Here is a 16678-nt window from a genome sequence, read left to right on the forward strand (position 1 = left end):
ATGTCAGCGGTGGACGTCAGGCGGACGCGGCGCGCTTCTGCTTCGCCAGGGAGTAGAAGAACAGCGCCACCGGCCGGTACATCACGTGCGCGAACTTGGTGAACGGCAGCAGCAGCATCAGCTCCATCGCCACCGACACGTGCAGCAGGAACACCCAGTAGCCCCAGGCCGGTGCGGGCGGCAGGTACAGCGCCACCTCGATGAGGAACCCGGTGGCGCCAGTGATCCACAGCAGGGCCAGCAGCATCCAGTCCGAGCCGGTGGAGGTGGCCGCCGACGCGCTCCAGCGCCGCCGCCGACCCACCATGAACATGGTGACGCCGTACATCAGCGCCAGGCCGGCCACGGTGCCGAGCAGCCGGGTCGGGTACCAGATCGGCACCGGCGTACCGGTCGCCTTGACGTGCAGCAGGGCCAGGCCCCAGTCGCTGATCGTCGCGACGAACAGGCCGAGGAACCCCCAGATGCTGAGCGCGTGCAGCACCCAGCGGCGCCGGTACAGCGGTTCCACCGGCTGGTCGTCGTGGCAGTCGTCGCGGAACCGCTTCTGGCCCAGGGACTCCACGCCGATCGAGTCCCACGCGGCGCGCAGCGTGCGGCCCCAGGCCTCGCGGCCGTGCACCGTGGTGGCCAGGCTCTCCCCGTCCCGCCGGGCGACCTGCCGCATCATGCGCCCGATGCCGATCACGCCCGCGAGGGCGAGCAGCACCATGACGCCGATGCCGGTCCAGTGGATCAGGCCCTCGGGGACGAAGTCGAACAGCGCCAGCTGGGTGGTGTCCTGGTTCCCCAGGCCGCCGGCCGTCAGCATGAACGTCCCGAAGAACGCCGCGACCAGCACCGCGATCGCCGTGCCGAGCACGGGCCGGGTGTAGAGGATGCGCGCGAGCCCCGTCGGGTCGTACGAGGCGACCGCGTACCGCCGAGCCGTCGCCATGAACTCGCCCGGGTCCGCCTCGGTGGGGCACGACTCGGAGCAGAGGCCGCAGTGGTAGCAGGTCCACAGCTCCTTGGAGCCCAGCAGGTCGTCCTTCATGCCGACCTGCGCGTACCGGATCACGCGGCGCGGGAACGTCGCGTCGTTGTCCGCCAGCGGGCAGATCGCCGTGCAGTTGCCGCAGCTGAAGCAGGCGGTCACGTCGGCGGCGCCGAACTTCTGCAGGTCCGCCAGCAGACCGGTGTCGACGGTCGTCGTCACTTCGACGCCTCCTTCGCGAGCGCGTACGGGAAGTAGCCGTCGTCCTCGTCGGCGAGCTCGACGAGGTGGCCGTAGCGGCGCATCCCCATCACCCAGAAGACGACCTCGTCCGCCGGGCGGCCGATCGCCTCGGCGATCTGCGGCACGGTCAGCGGCCCGTCCGCCAGGGCGGCCGTGATCACGCCGTGCATCGTCATCTCCTCGCGGATGATCTCCCGCGGGTCCCTCAACGTCTGGCTCATCCCACCGGCTCCTTCACCGACAGCCCGTCGATCGCGGCCAGCATCTGGGCGCTGGTGTACCCGAGCAGGTCGATCGCGTCCTCCGGGCAGAACGGCACGCAGCCGCCGCAGCCCTTGCACGTCGCGGCCGAGATGGTCGCCTTGGTGCCGGAGTCGCACACGTAGCTGCTGATCGCGTCGTAGGGGCAGGTGGTCAGGCAGGCGTCGCAGCCTGTGCAGGCCGCCTCGTCGACGGTCGCGACCAGCGGGTCGAGCTCGGCGAACCCCTTCTTGAGGATGCCGGCGCTCTGGGTGACGGCCGCGAGCCCGCCGCTGACCGCCTCGGTCGCGGTCTTCGGGCCCTGGCAGGCGCCGGCGATCATCACGCCGTCCACCACGGTCTCCACCGGGCGCAGCTTGGGGTGGATCTCGTTGTAGAAGCCGTCGTCGCCCACCGGCAGCTTCAGCAGCGTCGACAGCTCGGTGTTCTGCGCGGGCACCATGCCGGTGACCAGCACCACCAGGTCGGCCGGGATGGTCAGCCGTGCACCGGCGGTCAGCTTGTCGGTGACCGTCACCGCCAGCCGCTGGTCCGCGGTCCGTTCCACGCTCGGGAGCTCGTCGTCCGGGTAGCGCAGGTACACCGAACCCCGCTCGCGGGACTCGGTGTACAGCAGCTCGAACTTGCCGTAGGCCCGCACGTCGCGGTGCAGGTGGTACTGCTTCACGGTCGGGTCGATGTCCGCGACCTTGATCGAGGCGTGGATCGTCGCCGTGCAGCAGAACTTGGAGCAGTACGCGTTGCCGTCCGCCTGCCGGTTGCCGACGCAGTAGACGTAGGCGATGGACCGGACCGGCCGGCCGGACCAGGTCAGCACGCCGCCGCCCTTGGCGGCGTCGACCAGCGTGCCGAACTCGGCGAGCGTGAGCACGCCCTCGATCCCGTAGCCGAGCTCGCCGACCTCGGGGGAGTAGACGTCCGCCCCGGTGGCGATCACGAAGGTGCCGACCTGCAGGGTGCGCAGCTCGTCGGCGCCACCGCTGCGGATGTGGACCTTGGCCGTGTAGTTGCCGAACGTGCCGGACTTGCCCACCAGCTCGGCGTCGGTCAGCACGGTGATGGTCGGCCGCTTCTCGATCTCGCTCAGCAGCTGGGCGATCTGCTCCCGGCCGCTGCGGTCGTGCGGGAACATCGGGCCCAGCCGGCCCAGCCAGCCGCCGACCTGCGACTCGCGCTCCACCACGGTGACCGCGATGCCGATGTCCGCCAGCCCGATCGCCGCCCGCAGCCCGGTGACGCCCCCGCCGACCACCATGGTCGCCGGCACGGTGTCGACGCGCAGCGGCTCCAGCGGGACGGACAGCCGGGTCTTGGCGATCCCCGCCTTGACCAGGCCGATCGCCTTGGCCGTCGCGCCCTCGTGGTCGTCGGTGTGCGCCCACGAGTCCTGCTCGCGGATGTTCACCTGGGTGTACGCGTACGGGTTGAGGTTGGCGCGCTTGGACACCCCGCGGAACGTCACCTGGTGCAGCTTGGGCGAGCAGGACGCGACGACCAGGCCGTCGAGGTGCTCCGTCTCGATGTCGTGCACCATCTCGTGCTGCTGGCCGTCCGCGCAGGCGAACAGCGTCGTCTCCGCCACCACCACGTCCGGGTCGTCCGCCAGGGCGTCCCGCACCTTGGCGACGTCGACGTAGTCGGAGATGTTGCCGCCGCAGTGGCAGATGTACACGCCGATGCGGCGCCGGGCGGTGGCGGGCTCCTGCGCGGCGGCTGTGCCGGTCGCCTCGGGCGCCGTCCCGCCGTCGGCCGCCGGGTCCAGGGTCTGCGTCATGCCAGCACCTCCGCGGCCTTGACGTGCTCGAGATGGGCCGCCACCTGGGCGACGGCCGCGCCGGCGTGCACGATCGAGTCGACGATGTCCTTCGCGCCGGACGCGGTGCCGGCGACGAAGACCCCCGGGATGTCGGTCTGGCCGGGGTCCAGCTCGTCGCTCGGCTCGGCGACGTAGAAGTACTCGTCGAGCCCGAGCGGCTGGTCGGTGAACAGGCGCTCGACGTCGCGGTTGGGCTGGATGCCCACGGCCAGGACGACGAGGTCGTACTCGGCCTCGACGATCTCGCCGGTGCCCTCCGTGTCCTCGTAGCGCAGCACCAGGTCGCCGTTGGGCTTCTCGGTGATCTTCGAGACCCGGCCGCGGATGTACTGCGCGCCCATGTCCTTGGCCTGCTCGTAGAACTCGTCGTACCGCTTCCCCGCGGCCCGCATGTCCATGTAGTGCATGGTCACGTCGGCCAGCGGCAGGGCGCCCATGATCAGCTGGTTCTGCTTGATCGAGTACATGCAGCAGACCTTCGAGCACAGCGGGTTGCCCACCTGCTTGTCCCGGGACCCGGTGCACGAGATGTACGCGATCCGCTCGGGCACCTTCCCGTCGCCGGGCCGCAGCACCGTGTTGTACGGGCGGGTCGGCGCCAGCAGGCGGTCCATCTGCATGCCGGTGATCACGTTGGCGTACCGGCCCCAGCCGTACTCGGGCTTGGCGTCGGCGGCGAACAGCTTGTAGCCGGTGGACACGACCACCGCGCCGACCGTGACGTCGCTGACCTTCTCGCGCTGGTCCATCCGGATCGCGTCCGCCGGGCAGGCGTGCACGCACTCCTGGCACTCGGAGCAGACGCCGCAGTCCAGGCAGCTGCCCGCACCGGACCGCGCCTGCGCCTCGGTCAACGGCGCCTCGACCTCGTGGAAGTCGCGGGGGCGGGGGACCAGGTCGACGTCGGGCTTGATCGGGTTGCGGTGGCCGTAGGCGGACTGGCGGGACAGCACCTGGTCGGAGCCCACGGTGGGGAGCCGGTCGTCCAGCGCCGTGAACCCGTCCATCGGCTGCCCGGTGACCCAGCGGTCCACCATGTGCGCCGCGCGCCGGCCGGCGCCGATCGCCGTGGTGATGTCCGTGGCGCCGGTGGTGACGTCGCCCGCGGCGAACACGTAGGGAACGTTGCTCTGCAGCGTGCGGGGGTTCACCTTGATCCGGCGGGACCGGCTGACGCCGACCAGCTCCTCGTACAGCGAGGAGTCCGGGCTCATGCCGATCGTCGAGATGACCAGGTCGCACGGCACGGTGGTCTCGGCGCCGGGGATCGGCTCGGGGCTGCGGCGCCCGGAGGCGTCCGGCTCGCCGAGCTGCATCTTCTGCAGCCGCAGGCCCGTGACGGCGCCGTCGGTCGCGAGCACCTCGAGCGGGCTGACCAGGAGCTCGAAGACGGCGCCCTCGGCCTCGGCGTCCTCCGACTCCACGTGGTGCGCGGGCATCTCCGCGCGCGTCCGGCGGTAGACGACCTTGGCCTCCGCGGCACCGAGCCGCAGGCTGACGCGCGCCGCGTCCATCGCGACGTTGCCGCCGCCGACGATCACCACGCGCTTGCCGGTCAGGTCGGGCGCCGCGCCGTTGGCCACGTCGGCGAGGAAGTCCAGGCCGTTGACGGACCCGCGCACGTCCTCGTTGGGGATGTTCATCGGGGTGGCGGCCTGCGTCCCGGTGGCGACGATCACCGCGTCGACCCCCTCGCGTTCCTTCAGCGCGGCGAGGTCGTCGACCTGGGCGTCGCAGACGATCCGCACGCCGAGCGACGTGAGGTTGGCGATGTCGGCGTCGACCACGTCGTGCGGGAGCCGGTAGGCCGGGATGGCGTGCCGCAGGTAGCCACCGGGCTGCGACCGCTTCTCGAAGATCGTCACCTCGTAGCCCTTGCGGGCCAGCTGCCAGGCTGCCGTCAGGCCGGCGGGGCCGGAACCGACCACGGCGACGCGGTGCCGGTTGGGCGCCTCGACCTCGACCGCGGGCCCGCTGGGCGTCGCACCCTGGGCGGCGTAGTGCTGGTCGGCCGCGTACCGCTTGATCAGGCGGATCGGCACGGTCCCCTCGAGCTTGGTGCGGGTGCACTCCGACTCGCACGGCGCGTAGCAGGCGCGGCCGAGGGTGCCGACCAGGGGAGTGGCGTCCAGCACCAGCTGGAACGCCTCCTCGTCCTTGCCGTTGCGCACCAGCGAGACGTAGCCGTGCGCCTTGATGCCGGCCGGGCACGCCCCGATGCACGGCGACGTGCCCTCCCGGGTCAGCACGGCCTTCTTCGGCACCGCCTGCGGGAACGCGATGTACGCGGCGCGGCGGGCGACCAGGCCGGAGTTGAACTCGTCCGGGACCGCCACGGTGCAGGCCGTCTGGCAGTCGCTGCACCCGGTGCACGCCGCCCAGTCGACGAAGGTCGGCTTCTCCTTGACCGTGGCGTGGAACCGCCCGTCGGCGTCCCGGCGGATCCCGGTCACCTCCGAGTACGTCTTGGTGGTGATGTTCGGGTGGTTGATCGTCGACGACATCTTGGGACCGGAGATGCAGCTCGCGCAGTCGAGCGTGGGGAACACCTTCGACAGCAGGATCATCCGGCCGCCGACGCTCGCCTCCTTCTCGACGAGCAGCACCTTGTAGCCCATGTCGCCGAGCTTGATCGACGACTCCATGCCGCCGATCCCGCTGCCGATCACCAGGACGTCGTAGTCCATCGATGGCTCCTGCTTCCGGTCAGGCCCGCGGCCCGCGCCTGGTCAGATGAAGAGGTTGACGTTCGACTCGTCCGCGTCACCGAGGTAGGACGCGACGCCGGCGTACTCGATGTCGTCGAGCAGCTCTTCCTTGCGCAGACCCATGACGTCCATCGACATGGTGCAGGCGACGAGCTTGATGCCCTGCTCGCGGGCGGTGGCGATCAGCTCGGGCAGCAGCATCACGTTCTGCTGCTTCATCACGCGCTGCATCATCTTGGGACCGGCGCCGGCGAAGTTCATCTTCGACAGCTGCAGCTTCTTGGGGCCGCGCGGCATCATCGCGCCGAACATCTTCTGCAGCGGCGTCTTCCCCGTGGTGGGGACGTGCTGGTCCTTGCGCAGCGCGTTCAGGCCCCAGAACGTGAAGAACATGGTGACCTCGTCGTCCATCGCCGCCGCGCCGTTGGCGATGATGAATGCGGCCATCACCTTGTCGAAATCACCGCTGAACACGATGATCGTCTTCTTCGTGGACTCCACTGTCCCTCTCCTGGTCCTTGTCCGGGTCCTGCGCCTCGCCCCGTGGCGGGGCGGTCAGCCGACGGTGGCCGGCTGGGGCCGCAGCTCGTCGAGCGCGGCTGCGAACTCACGCATGTACTTGGCGAACGGTTCGGCGCAGACCGAGCAGACGGCCGCCATCTTCAGCCGCTGCGGCGCGATGCCCTTGGCCTTCATCAGCTCCTGCGCCTGGGTGGCGATCCGCGCCGTGCGCTCGGCGCAGTCCGGCAGGTACGCGCACTCCTCGCCGTCGGAGGCGATGAACACGCCGTCCTGGCCGGACTCGAGGGCGTGCACGATCCACGACGGCTTGATGCCGCTGCTGCACGGGACCGCCAGCACCGAGACGGTGGCGGGGTAGTGCAGGTGACGGCTGCCCGCCAGGTCGATGCCGGGATCCGAGATGTTGTTCGTCGAGAAGACGAGGATCCGCGGCAGCGACCCGGCGGCGTCGCTGTGGTCCATCAGCGGGTCACTTCATCTTCTTGAGGAACAGGTGCAGGTAGCCCGAGTCCTCGAAGTTCCCCAGGAACTCGTGGCCCATCTTCTTCGACCACGCCGGCAGGTCCTTGAGGGTGCCGGAGTCCGTCGCCAGCACCTCCATCACGCCACCGACCGGCACGCCGCCGATCGCCTTCTTGGCCGCGAGGATCGGGCCGGGGCACGACGTGCCGCGGGCGTCGACGACGGTGGTCGTGCCCTCCAGGGCCTTGAGCTCTTCGATCGCTACCGACATGTCAGTCCTCCTCCGGGACGGGTGGGCGCCGGTCCGCCGGCGACGACGCCGGACACGGCAGGCCGCCGGGGCGCACCGCCCGGCAGCAGCGGTGACGTGCGTCTGCGCGCGGAAGGACCCGCGGACGGGGACCCACCATCGGGCCGGACGACGTCGCCACGGACCAAGGTTCGACCTGGTCACGTCGCGTCGTGAGGGTCGAACGTCCTGTACCCCTACGGGTATGTGTCGCGTTTGCGCAGGCAGGGACCAACGTCCCGACGGCGTCCGCGCCGGGAGCGCACATACTTCAACCGTGCCTGATTCAATCGCTCTTGAACTGACGCTCTCTCCGTCCGCGGTCGAGGGTGCGCTCGGTGTCCTCCAGGCGGTCGCCGACCCGGTGCGGTGGACGGTGCTCGAGCAGCTGTCGGCGGGCCCGTCGTGCGTGTGCAACCTGCAGGAGCACGTCCAGGTGCCGGGCAACCTGCTCAGCTATCACCTCAAGGTGCTGCGTGACGCGGGCCTGGTCACGTCCAGCCGGCGCGGCCGGTGGATCGACTACGCGCTCGCGGACGACGCGCGGTCCCGGATGGCGGCCGCGCTGCCCGGCGCTCGGGCGGCGGCGCGGGCATGAGCGTCACGGAGCGGGTCCGCGCCGGGAGCTCGGTGCGCCGGTGGACCGGGCTCGCGGGTGCCGCGGTGGTCTGGTTCGCGCTGTACGCCGTCAACGGGCGGTTCTGGACGTGGCTGGTCGGTCACGTCTTCGGCCTGGACCTGACCAGCCGGCTGGGCTCCGGTGTCCTGTTCTTCGTCACCGACTCGGTGAAGATCGTCCTGCTGCTGGTCGGGATCATCTTCGTGGTCACCGTCCTGCGGTCGTTCATGAGCGTGGAACGGACCCGGGCGCTGCTCGGGGGGCGCCGCGAGGGCGTCGGCAACGTGATGGCGGCCGGGCTCGGTGTGGTCACCCCGTTCTGCTCGTGCTCCGCGGTGCCGGCCTTCATCGGGTTCGTCGCGGCGGGCGTGCCGATCGGCGTGACCCTCAGCTTCCTCATCGCCAGCCCGCTGGTGAACGAGGTGGCGATCGCGATGCTGTTCGGCATGTTCGGCATCGGCCCGACGGCGCTCTACATCGTCGCCGGCCTGCTGATCGCCGTCGTCGCCGGCTTCACGCTGGGCCGGCTGCACGTGGAGCGGTGGGTGGAGCCGTTCGTCTTCGAGACGCGCCTGCGCGGCCAGGTGGTGGACCCGAGCATCGGGCTCAGCTGGGACGACCGGATCCAGATGGGCCTGGAGGAGGTCCGCACCATCCTGCGGCGCATCTGGCCGTACCTGCTGGTGGGCATCGGTCTCGGTGCGGCGATCCACGGCTGGGCGCCGGCGGACCTGTTCGCCCGGTACGCCGGTGCGGGCAACCCGTTCGCGGTGCTGGTCGCCGTCGCCCTCGGCGTGCCGCTGTACTCCAACGCCGCCGGCGTGATGCCGCTGGTGCAGGCCCTGCACGACAAGGGCCTGCCGATGGGCACCCTGCTCGCCTTCATGATGGCCGTCGTCGCGCTCAGCCTGCCCGAGATGATCCTGCTGCGCCGCGTGCTCAAGCCGCCGCTCATCGCCGCGTTCGTCGCGGTGACCGCCCTCGGCATCATCGCCGTCGGCTACCTGTTCAACGCCGTCCTGCCGGCCTGACGCCGGCACCGCTCACCACAGGAGAGACAGACCATGATCATCAAGATCCTCGGCTCCGGCTGCGCCAACTGCGTCAACCTCGAGCGCGTCACGCGGGAGGCCGCCGCCGACCTGGGCCTGGACGCCGTGTTCGAGAAGGTCACCGACTACGGGGAGATCGCCGGCTACGGCGTCATGCGCACGCCCGGGCTCGTGGTGGACGAGCAGGTGGTCATGTCCGGCCGGGTCCCCACGGCAGCGCAGGTGCGCGAGCTCCTCGCGCCCCTCGCCTCCTGATCGACCGGCGCAGGAACGGCGCGCCGTCATGACGACCCAGAGCCCGGCCGGTCCGGACGTGCCGGCGGTCGAGGTGACCCGGGAGGCCAGCTCGGCACCGTCGTCGCCGGCCACGCCCACCGACCGTGCGTCGCGGATGCGTGACCTGCACCCCGGCTGGTTCGCCGCCGTGATGGGCACGGGCATCGTCGCGGTGGCCAGCGACGGCAACCCCGGCGGTCTGACCGCGCTGGCGCCCGCAGCGCACGCCCTCGGTGTGGCGTTCGCCGTGCTCACCTACGTCCTCGGCGCGGTGCTGCTGGTGGCCTACGTGGTGCGCTGGGTGCGCCACACGGACGCGTGCCGGGCCGACCTGCGGCATCCCGTGCTCGGCGCGATGCACGCCACCCTGCCGGCGGGGCTGCTGGTGCTGTCGGTGATGACCACGGCCGTCGGCCCGCGCTTCTTGCCGTCGGCAGTGACCGTGCCGCTGGCCGGCGCGCTGCTGGCGGTCGGCGCGGTGGTCGGGCTCGTGCTGGGCGTGGCCTTCGCGTACACGCTGTTCACGGGCGAGGTGGCCGCAGGGTCGGTGAACGGCGGCTGGTTCATCCCGCCCGTGGTCACGATCATCGTCCCCGTCGCCACCGCGGCGCTCGTCCCGCACGTCGGTGCGCGCGACGCGCGGCTGCTGCTGGTGCTCGGCTACGCGACGTTCGGCATGGGGTTCGTGCTGTTCCTGCTGACCCTGGGTCTGCTGTTCGCCCGGCTCGTGCTGCACCCGCTGCCGCCCGCCGCGCTCGCGCCCACGGTGTGGATCGCGCTCGGCCCGGTCGGGGTCGGCGCGCTGGCCGCCCTGGGCCTGGCGCGGCAGATGCCGGTGGCGAGCGCCGCGACCGCCGGCGCGGTCGGCACCGTGTCGCTGCTCTTCGCCTCGGCCCTGTGGGGGTTCGGGTTGTGGTGGCTCGGCATCGCCGTGGCGCTGCTGGTGCGCTACCTGAGGGCAGGTGGGTTCGGCTTCCACCTCGGCTGGTGGGCGTTCACCTTCCCGCTCGGCGCCTTCACCGTGGCGACCCTGACGCTCGCACGGGCCTGGCAGACGCCGGTGCTCGAGGCGCTGGGTGCCGCGCTGTACCTGCTGCTGGTCGGCACCTGGGCCACCGTCACGGTCCGGACGGCCGCGGGGACGCGCACCGGCGTGGTGTGGCGGCGGTGAGCCCCGGCCGTCGAGACCTCAGGTGCGCGGCGCCTGCCACGCCTGGGTGACGTAGGCGGCGGGTCGGGACAGCGCGGCGGCGACCGCTCGAGCGCAGGCTCAGGCGGGCAGCAGCTCGGCCAGCAGCGCGTCGACACGACCACGGATCTCGTCGCGCACGCGCCGGACCGTGTCCAGGTCCTTGCCGGCGGGGTCCTCCAGCTCCCAGTCCTCGTAGCGGACGCCGGGGAAGAAGGGACAGGTGTCGCCGCAGCCCATGGTCACCACGACGTCGGACGCCTGCACGGCGTCCCCGGTGAGGATCTTGGGGCGCTCGGCGGTGATGTCGATGCCGACCTCGGCCATCGCCTCGACCGCGACGGGGTTCACCTGGTCGGCGGGCATCGACCCCGCGGAGCGGACCTCGACCCGGCCGCCGGACAGGGCGGACATGAAGCCGGCGGCCATCTGGGAACGACCGGCGTTGTGCACGCAGACGAACATGACGGACGGGCGGTGGGTGGTGGTCGAGGGCATCGGTCTCTCCAGGGGTCGGGGTCAGGCAGGGACGACGAGCGGGGCCAGGTGCTCCACGCGGCCGGTCAGCTCCGCCAGCGCGGCGTCGAAGGCCTCGGCGGTGCCGGTGCGGACGGGGTCCGGGACGGACCAGTGCACGTCGGCCGGCACGGGAAGCTCCTCGTGGGCTCGGTCGCACACCGTGACCACGAGGTCGCCGTCGCGCTGCACGTCGACCAGCGCGCGCGGTCGCAGGCGGCGCATCGGGAGGTGGTGACGGGCGGCTGCGGCGACGGCACCGGCGGCGAGGCGGTCGGCGGGATGCGTGCCGGCCGAGGCGGCGGGGACGTCCGACGCCTGCCGCCACAGCGCGGCAGCGAGGTGCGATCGGGCGGAGTTGGCGGTGCAGACGAACAGCACGCGAGGGGCGGCACGGGTCGCTCCGGGCACCAGGCCCTCCAGCGCCCTCGGCACGAGCCGGACGTAGGTGCGGCGCCCGTCACCCTCGGAGCGGTGGCGGCTCACCAGCCCTGCCTGCTCGAGCACGCCGAGGTGGTGCGCCACCAGGTTGGACGGCATGGCCAGCAGGTGCGCCAGCTCGGACGGCGAGGCGTCGCCGAGGGCGAGGGTGTCGACCACCTGCAGCCGGGCGGGATCGGCCAGCGCCGCGTGCACGGCGGCGCGACGCACCACGCCCCAGTTCTGCTCGTCACTCATTGAGTCAATGATGATTGAGCGATCGGCTCGGGTCAAACCGCCACCGGACGTGCACCTCGTGCACAGCCACCTGCTCACGGCGCCCGAGTGGCACGGGGCGGCGCTCGGCGGCTGAGCCGGCGGAGGGTCGCGTGGTCGGAGGGGACGGGGCGTGGACCGTGCCGTGATGCCGGGCTGCAGGGCCTCGCCGATACTCGAACGGTGAGTGCGACGCGATCGACCGAGTCGCCGGGCGGCTTCGACGTCGGCTCCGGCCCGGGCGCCGGCCCCGACCTCGGCACCGGCGCCCTGCAGGGCACCCTGCTGGCCGGCCGGTACCGGTTGGGGCCGCTGCTGGGGAACGGTGCGACGTCCGACGTGCGGCTGGCCCGGGACGAGCGCCTGGGCCGCGAGGTGGCCGTGAAGCTGCTCCGCCGGACGGGGACGGGGCTGAACGGTCACCGCGAGCAGGCGGAGGCGCGGCTGCTGGCCTCCCTCAGTCACCCGCACCTGGTGACGGTCTACGACGCGCACCTCGACGGTGACGAGCCGTTCTTCGTGATGGAGCTGGTTGCCGGGCAGAGCCTGGACCGGCGGCTGCAGGAGGGGCCGCTGTCCACCGACGACGTCCGTCGGGTCGGCACGCAGGTGGCCGACGCGCTGGCCTACGTGCACGGGCGCGGTCTTGTGCATCGCGATGTCAAGCCCGGCAACATCCTGCTGGGCGCCGACCCGAGCGGGGCCGTGGACGCACGGCTGGCCGACTTCGGCATCGCGCGGCTCGAGGACGGAACCCGGTTGACCGCCACCGGGCAGCTGGTCGGCACGGCCGCGTACCTGAGCCCCGAGCAGGTGCGCGGCGGGTCGGTGGGTCCGGCCACGGACGTCTACGCCTTGGGCCTGGTGCTGATCGAGGCCCTCAGCGGACAGCTGGTGTTCCCCGGTCGCGCGGTGGAGTCGGCGGTGGCGCGGCTGCACCGGCAGCCGCAGCTGCCCGGTGCGGCGGGGCCGATCGGGGGAGTCCTGGAGCGGATGACCGCGCTCGAGCCCGACGACCGGCCGACCGCAGCGCAGGTGGCGGCGGCGCTGGGGAGCGACCACGCGGCAGCGTCCGCGGCGACCGTCCGGCTCCCGTTCCCGGTGGACGCGACGGATGCGCAGGCGGATCCGCCTGCCGCGAGCACCGCGGTCCTGCTCGTGACGTCGGCGGAGGAGCTCGCCCCGACCCGCCGGTTCGAGCTCGGGGGCGACGGTCGCGACGCCGACCGCACGGCGGTGCGCCCGGCGCCTACGGCGGACCGTCAGACGGTGCGGCGGTCCGTGGGGGCCCGGTCGCTGCTGGGCGGGCGGCGACCGGTGCTGCTGGTCGCGGTGATCGTCGCGCTGGTGCTGATCGGCATCGCGGCGCTGGCCGCCACGACGCGCCACCACGCGCCCACCGGCACCATAACCTACCCCTCGGTCAGCGGTCAGCTCGGGCAGGACCTGAACCGGCTCCAGCAGGCGGTGCGGCCGTGACCGGCCGGATCAGCCGGAGGGCCGCGGCTGCGGCGGTCGCGCTCCTCGTCGTCGGGCCGTCCCTCGCCGCGTGCTCCGCGACGCCACCGCGCCCGACGGTCCTCCAGACCGACGTCCTCGCCGTCTCCCAGGCCGCCGCCGCCCGCGACCTGGCGGCGACCAGCGCGGCGATCGGTCGGCTGAACGCGGACGTGGTCGCCGCACGTCAGGCGGGCACGCTCGACGCGGCGCGCGCGGCGACCATCGAGAGCGCGGCGACGGCGGTGCTCGCCGACGTCACCGCGGCGGTCCAGGCGCCCGCCCCGACGACCTCGTCCGTGCCGGCGTCCGCACCGCCGCCCGCTCGGGCACCGGCTCCGGCCCACCAGCCCAAGGACAAGGGCAAGGGCGGCGGGGACGGCGGGGACTGACCAGGGCTCACGCCGGGATGGTCACCACGAACCGGCAGCCCGGCGCGGCGTTGTGCACGGCCACCTCGCCGTGGTGCGCCTCGACCAGCCCGCGCACGATCGCCAGCCCGAGCCCGGCTCCCGCGTCGGGGTCCGGGGTGCGAGCGCTGCCGCCGCGCCAGCCGACGTCGAACACGCGACCGAGGTCGTCCGGCGGGATGCCGCCGCAGGCGTCCGCCACGGCGACGGTCACCGTGGGCCCGTCGGCCCGGCCCGTGATCACCACCGAGCCGTCGGACGGGGTGTGCCGCACGGCGTTCATCACCAGGTTCGCCACCACCCGCGCCAGCGCGTCCGGGTCCGCGCGCACCAGCACGTCCCCGGCGACGGCGCCGCCCACCTGCACGCCCTTGGCGCGCGCGACCGGGTCGGCGGCGGCGATCGCCTCGCTGACCACGTCGGCGAGCTGGAGCGTCTGCGGGGTCAGGTGGAGCGCGCCGGCGTGGATGCGGGACAGCTCGAACAGGTCGTCGACCATCCGGACCATCCGGTCGACCTCGGTGCGCATCTGGGCCCGGTACCGGGCGGGGTCCGGTGCGAGACCGTCGTCGAGTGCCTCGGACATCGCGCGGATCCCCGCGAGCGGCGAGCGCAGGTCGTGCGACACCCAGGCGACCAGCTCCCGCCGCGACTGCTCGAGACGGCGCTCCCGCTCCGCGGCCTCCCGCAGCCGGTCGCTGCTGCGCGCGAGCTCTGCCGCGATGTCCGTCAGCTCCCGCGGGCCCGACGCCGGTCCCTCGAACGGACCGCCGTCGCCGAACCGGGTCGCGGCGTCGCGCAGCCGGCGCGTGGACCTGACCAGGCGTTCGCCGAGCCACAGCGCGACGGCCACGGACAGCAGGCCGGAGACGACGCACACGGTGATCACCACGTGCAGGTCGTGCTGCGAGAGGAACATCGCCTGGGCCGTCCCGAGCACGCCGACGGCGACCCCGCCCACCGAGACGAGCGCGACCACGGCCGCCGACCAGCGCAGCGACGCCCGGCGCAGCAGCCACGCGGCGACGACCCCGAGCGCCACGACGCCGGCGGACCAGCCGACCGCGACCAGCACCACCTGGGCGACGTTCATGCAGCCGGCTCCCAGCGGTAGCCGGTGCCCCAGACGGTGAGCAGCCGCACCGGGTTGGTCGGGTCGGTCTCCACCTTCTCGCGCAGCCGCCGCACGTGGACCGTGACGGTGGACCGGTCGCCGAACGACCAGCCCCACACCTCCTGCAGCAGCTCCTCACGAGACCACACCCGGCCGGGGTGGGAGACGAGGAAGCGCAGCAGGTCCAGCTCCCGCGCGGTGAGGGACAGCGGGCGTCCGGCCAGGCTCGCCGAACGCTTGGCGGGCTCGACGACGAGGTCGCCGTCGGTCAGCGTCTCGTCCTGCGGCGACGCCTGCTGACCGGCCCGCCGCAGCACGGCGTCCACGCGCAGCACCAGCTCGCGCGGGCTGAAGGGCTTGGTCACGTAGTCGTCGGCGCCGAGCGCCAGCCCCATCACGCGGTCGGTCTCGGCGCCCAGCGCGGTGAGCATGATCACCGGCACGTCGCCGTCCTCCCGCAGGCGCCGGCACACCTCGAGGCCGTCGATCCCGGGGAGCATCAGGTCGAGCACCACCAGGTCGGCGCGCGTGCGGCGCATCGCGTCCAGCGCCTGCTCGCCGTCCGGCACGTCGACCACGTCGTGCCCGCTCGCGCGCAGGTACGACGCGACCACCTCGCGGACGGTGGCGTCGTCGTCGACGACGAGGACGTGCGTCACGTCGGTCCCTTCCCGAACGTTGGGGACGGCCCGGCACCGCGGTGCCGGGCCGTCCTGATGATCACCCCTGGGTCAGCGCGGCGTCACCGGGCCGCGATGCCCTCCATGCCGGTGCCGCTGAAGGCCGGCAGGCCGGACACCGTCTGGATCCGGGTCAGGGTGCCGTGCGGCGAGACGGCGTAGGCGCCGACCGTGCCGGCGACGGACTCCTGCACGTACACGAAGCGACCGTCGTGGGACGCGGCGAGGTCGATGGGCCCGGCGCCGGTGGAGGCCGCGACCGGCGCCGTCAGCACCGCGGGGCCGAACCACGGTGCGGCCCAGGCCGACAACGTCGCCGAACCGGCGTTGGCGCCGAGCAGCGTGCGTCCCGCCAGGACGTTCCAGCACAGCGCCGCGCCACCGTCCGGTGCGGAGGAGCCGACCAGGTGCAGCGACCCGTCACGTGCGGCGGTGTACGTGCTGGTCCGGCCCGTGCCGGCCTCGGTCACCTGCAGCCCGCCGTGCCGGTCGACGACGAAGGAGAACGGCACCGGTCCGGCGGACGGCGTGGCCACCGGGGTGGCGGCGGGCAGGCCCGCGTCGTCGATCGGGAAGCTGAGCAGCTCGTCGTGGTTCTTGGTGGTCACCACCAGCGCGTGCCCGTCGGCGGCGAACCCGATCTGCCCCGGCGAGGCGATGAACACCGGCGGGTTGCTGCCGCCCAGGCCCAGCGAGCGGGTGGACCCCGGGATCGGCACCAGCGCGCCGTGCACCAGCCGGAACCCGGAGACGGCGCCGTCACCACCGGCGTCGAGCACGTACACCAGGTCGCCGTGCACCGCGATGCTGGTGGGGAAGTGGCCGCCCGAGGGCGCCGTCCGCGGCGTGCCGAGCGCGGCGCCGTGCACGCCGAACGCCGTCACGGAGTCGCTGCCGGCGTTCACCGCGAGCAGCACGTCGTCACGCTCGTCCAGCACCAGCGAGCCCTGGGAGGCCAGCGCGTCGAGCGGTGCGCCCACCTGCGTGCCGCCCAGCCCGCCGGTGGCGTACCGCCCGGCCGCGGTCAGCGTGCCGTCGGCGTGCCGGGTGTAGGCCGCGATCGTGTTGCCGGTGGTGCCGTTGAGCTGGACGAAGACGGCGCCGGGTGCACCGTGGCCGTCGGGGCCGCCGTCGGCGCCGTCCGAGGCGAGCGCCCCGGACGCCCCGAGGGGCACGAGGGCCAGCGCGGCGGCGGCGCCGACGGCAGCAAGGACGGTGCGCCGGCGGACGAGGGCGTGCAGAGGGGACATCGGAACCTCCAGGGAGCGGACGAAGGCCCACCGCGCGCCCCTGACCAGGGCGTTCGCCGGTGAACCGGATGCGTCCACTGTGCGGACCGCCTCACCCGCCGG

Annotated in this window: 18 protein-coding genes; 6 read left to right on the plus strand and 12 right to left on the minus strand. The window is 72.9% G+C overall.

The window, feature by feature from the left end:
- Positions 1–16: 16 nt before the first annotated feature.
- Genes N0B34_RS11495 through N0B34_RS11525 form a run of 7 tightly spaced genes read right to left on the minus strand, consistent with a single transcriptional unit; the run spans position 17 to position 7259 of the window.
- A complete protein-coding gene (locus N0B34_RS11495; RefSeq protein ID WP_263731526.1) occupies positions 17–1198 on the minus strand; it encodes a 4Fe-4S dicluster domain-containing protein in 1182 nt (393 codons plus the stop codon).
- Positions 1195–1440: a hypothetical protein gene (locus N0B34_RS11500; RefSeq protein WP_263731527.1), complete on the minus strand. Its 246-nt coding sequence runs from the start codon at positions 1438–1440 to the stop codon at positions 1195–1197. Before N0B34_RS11500 ends, N0B34_RS11495 begins: the two co-directional genes overlap by 4 nt.
- Entirely contained in the window at positions 1437–3254 is a 1818-nt protein-coding gene (locus N0B34_RS11505) for a CoB--CoM heterodisulfide reductase iron-sulfur subunit A family protein (protein ID WP_263731528.1), read from the minus strand. Before N0B34_RS11505 ends, N0B34_RS11500 begins: the two co-directional genes overlap by 4 nt.
- Entirely contained in the window at positions 3251–5983 is a 2733-nt protein-coding gene (locus N0B34_RS11510; protein WP_263731529.1) for an FAD-dependent oxidoreductase, read from the minus strand. The genes N0B34_RS11505 and N0B34_RS11510 overlap by 4 nt, the downstream gene beginning before the upstream one ends.
- A gap of 42 nt (positions 5984–6025) precedes the next feature.
- Entirely contained in the window at positions 6026–6505 is a 480-nt protein-coding gene (locus N0B34_RS11515; RefSeq protein ID WP_263731530.1) for a DsrE/DsrF/DrsH-like family protein, read from the minus strand.
- Positions 6506–6559: 54 nt separating this feature from the next.
- Positions 6560–6988, minus strand: coding sequence for a hydrogenase iron-sulfur subunit (locus N0B34_RS11520; protein ID WP_263731531.1), 429 nt, complete (start codon positions 6986–6988; stop codon positions 6560–6562).
- A gap of 7 nt (positions 6989–6995) precedes the next feature.
- Positions 6996–7259, minus strand: a complete 264-nt coding sequence (locus tag N0B34_RS11525; protein ID WP_263731532.1) for a sulfurtransferase TusA family protein — start codon at positions 7257–7259, stop codon at positions 6996–6998.
- A gap of 295 nt (positions 7260–7554) precedes the next feature.
- Between N0B34_RS11525 and N0B34_RS11530 the strand changes: the two genes are divergently transcribed.
- From N0B34_RS11530 to N0B34_RS11545, 4 genes are read left to right on the plus strand one after another with little or no spacing between them, the layout of a single operon-like run.
- Positions 7555–7875, plus strand: coding sequence for an ArsR/SmtB family transcription factor (locus tag N0B34_RS11530; protein WP_263731533.1), 321 nt, complete (start codon positions 7555–7557; stop codon positions 7873–7875).
- Positions 7872–8927, plus strand: coding sequence for a permease (locus N0B34_RS11535; protein WP_263731534.1), 1056 nt, complete (start codon positions 7872–7874; stop codon positions 8925–8927). Before N0B34_RS11530 ends, N0B34_RS11535 begins: the two co-directional genes overlap by 4 nt.
- A gap of 33 nt (positions 8928–8960) precedes the next feature.
- Positions 8961–9203 carry a thioredoxin family protein gene (locus tag N0B34_RS11540; RefSeq protein ID WP_263731535.1) on the plus strand — a complete coding sequence of 81 codons (243 nt, stop codon included), beginning with the start codon at positions 8961–8963 and terminating at the stop codon, positions 9201–9203.
- Between the two features lie 28 nt (positions 9204–9231).
- Positions 9232–10395, plus strand: a complete 1164-nt coding sequence (locus N0B34_RS11545; protein ID WP_263731536.1) for a hypothetical protein — start codon at positions 9232–9234, stop codon at positions 10393–10395.
- A 99-nt stretch (positions 10396–10494) separates the two neighbouring features.
- Here N0B34_RS11545 and N0B34_RS11550 read toward each other — a convergent pair whose 3' ends face one another.
- The gene (locus N0B34_RS11550; RefSeq protein ID WP_263731537.1) at positions 10495–10911 is read right to left on the minus strand and encodes an arsenate reductase ArsC; all 417 of its coding nucleotides are present in this window, start codon (positions 10909–10911) and stop codon (positions 10495–10497) included.
- A gap of 21 nt (positions 10912–10932) precedes the next feature.
- A complete protein-coding gene (locus tag N0B34_RS11555; RefSeq protein WP_263731538.1) occupies positions 10933–11607 on the minus strand; it encodes a metalloregulator ArsR/SmtB family transcription factor in 675 nt (224 codons plus the stop codon).
- A 201-nt stretch (positions 11608–11808) separates the two neighbouring features.
- On the opposite strand from N0B34_RS11555, the gene N0B34_RS11560 reads away from it, so the two are divergent.
- Complete coding sequence (locus N0B34_RS11560; RefSeq protein WP_263731539.1) at positions 11809–13104, plus strand: serine/threonine-protein kinase; 1296 nt, start codon at positions 11809–11811, stop codon at positions 13102–13104.
- Complete coding sequence (locus tag N0B34_RS11565) at positions 13101–13514, plus strand: hypothetical protein (protein WP_263731540.1); 414 nt, start codon at positions 13101–13103, stop codon at positions 13512–13514. The genes N0B34_RS11560 and N0B34_RS11565 overlap by 4 nt, the downstream gene beginning before the upstream one ends.
- A gap of 7 nt (positions 13515–13521) precedes the next feature.
- On the opposite strand, the gene N0B34_RS11570 is transcribed toward N0B34_RS11565, so the two are convergent.
- The 3 genes from N0B34_RS11570 to N0B34_RS11580 all read right to left on the minus strand — a co-directional run bounded on the left by N0B34_RS11570 (position 13522) and on the right by N0B34_RS11580 (position 16576).
- A complete protein-coding gene (locus tag N0B34_RS11570; protein WP_263731541.1) occupies positions 13522–14625 on the minus strand; it encodes a sensor histidine kinase in 1104 nt (367 codons plus the stop codon).
- Complete coding sequence (locus tag N0B34_RS11575) at positions 14622–15305, minus strand: response regulator transcription factor (protein ID WP_263731542.1); 684 nt, start codon at positions 15303–15305, stop codon at positions 14622–14624. Before N0B34_RS11575 ends, N0B34_RS11570 begins: the two co-directional genes overlap by 4 nt.
- An 83-nt stretch (positions 15306–15388) precedes the next feature.
- On the minus strand, positions 15389–16576 hold the full coding sequence (locus N0B34_RS11580; RefSeq protein WP_263731543.1) for a lactonase family protein: 1188 nt from the start codon (positions 16574–16576) through the stop codon (positions 15389–15391).
- Positions 16577–16678 lie beyond the last annotated feature (102 nt).

The organism is Cellulomonas sp. SG140 (genome assembly GCF_025770785.1).
Taxonomy (GTDB): Bacteria; Actinomycetota; Actinomycetes; order Actinomycetales; family Cellulomonadaceae; genus Cellulomonas.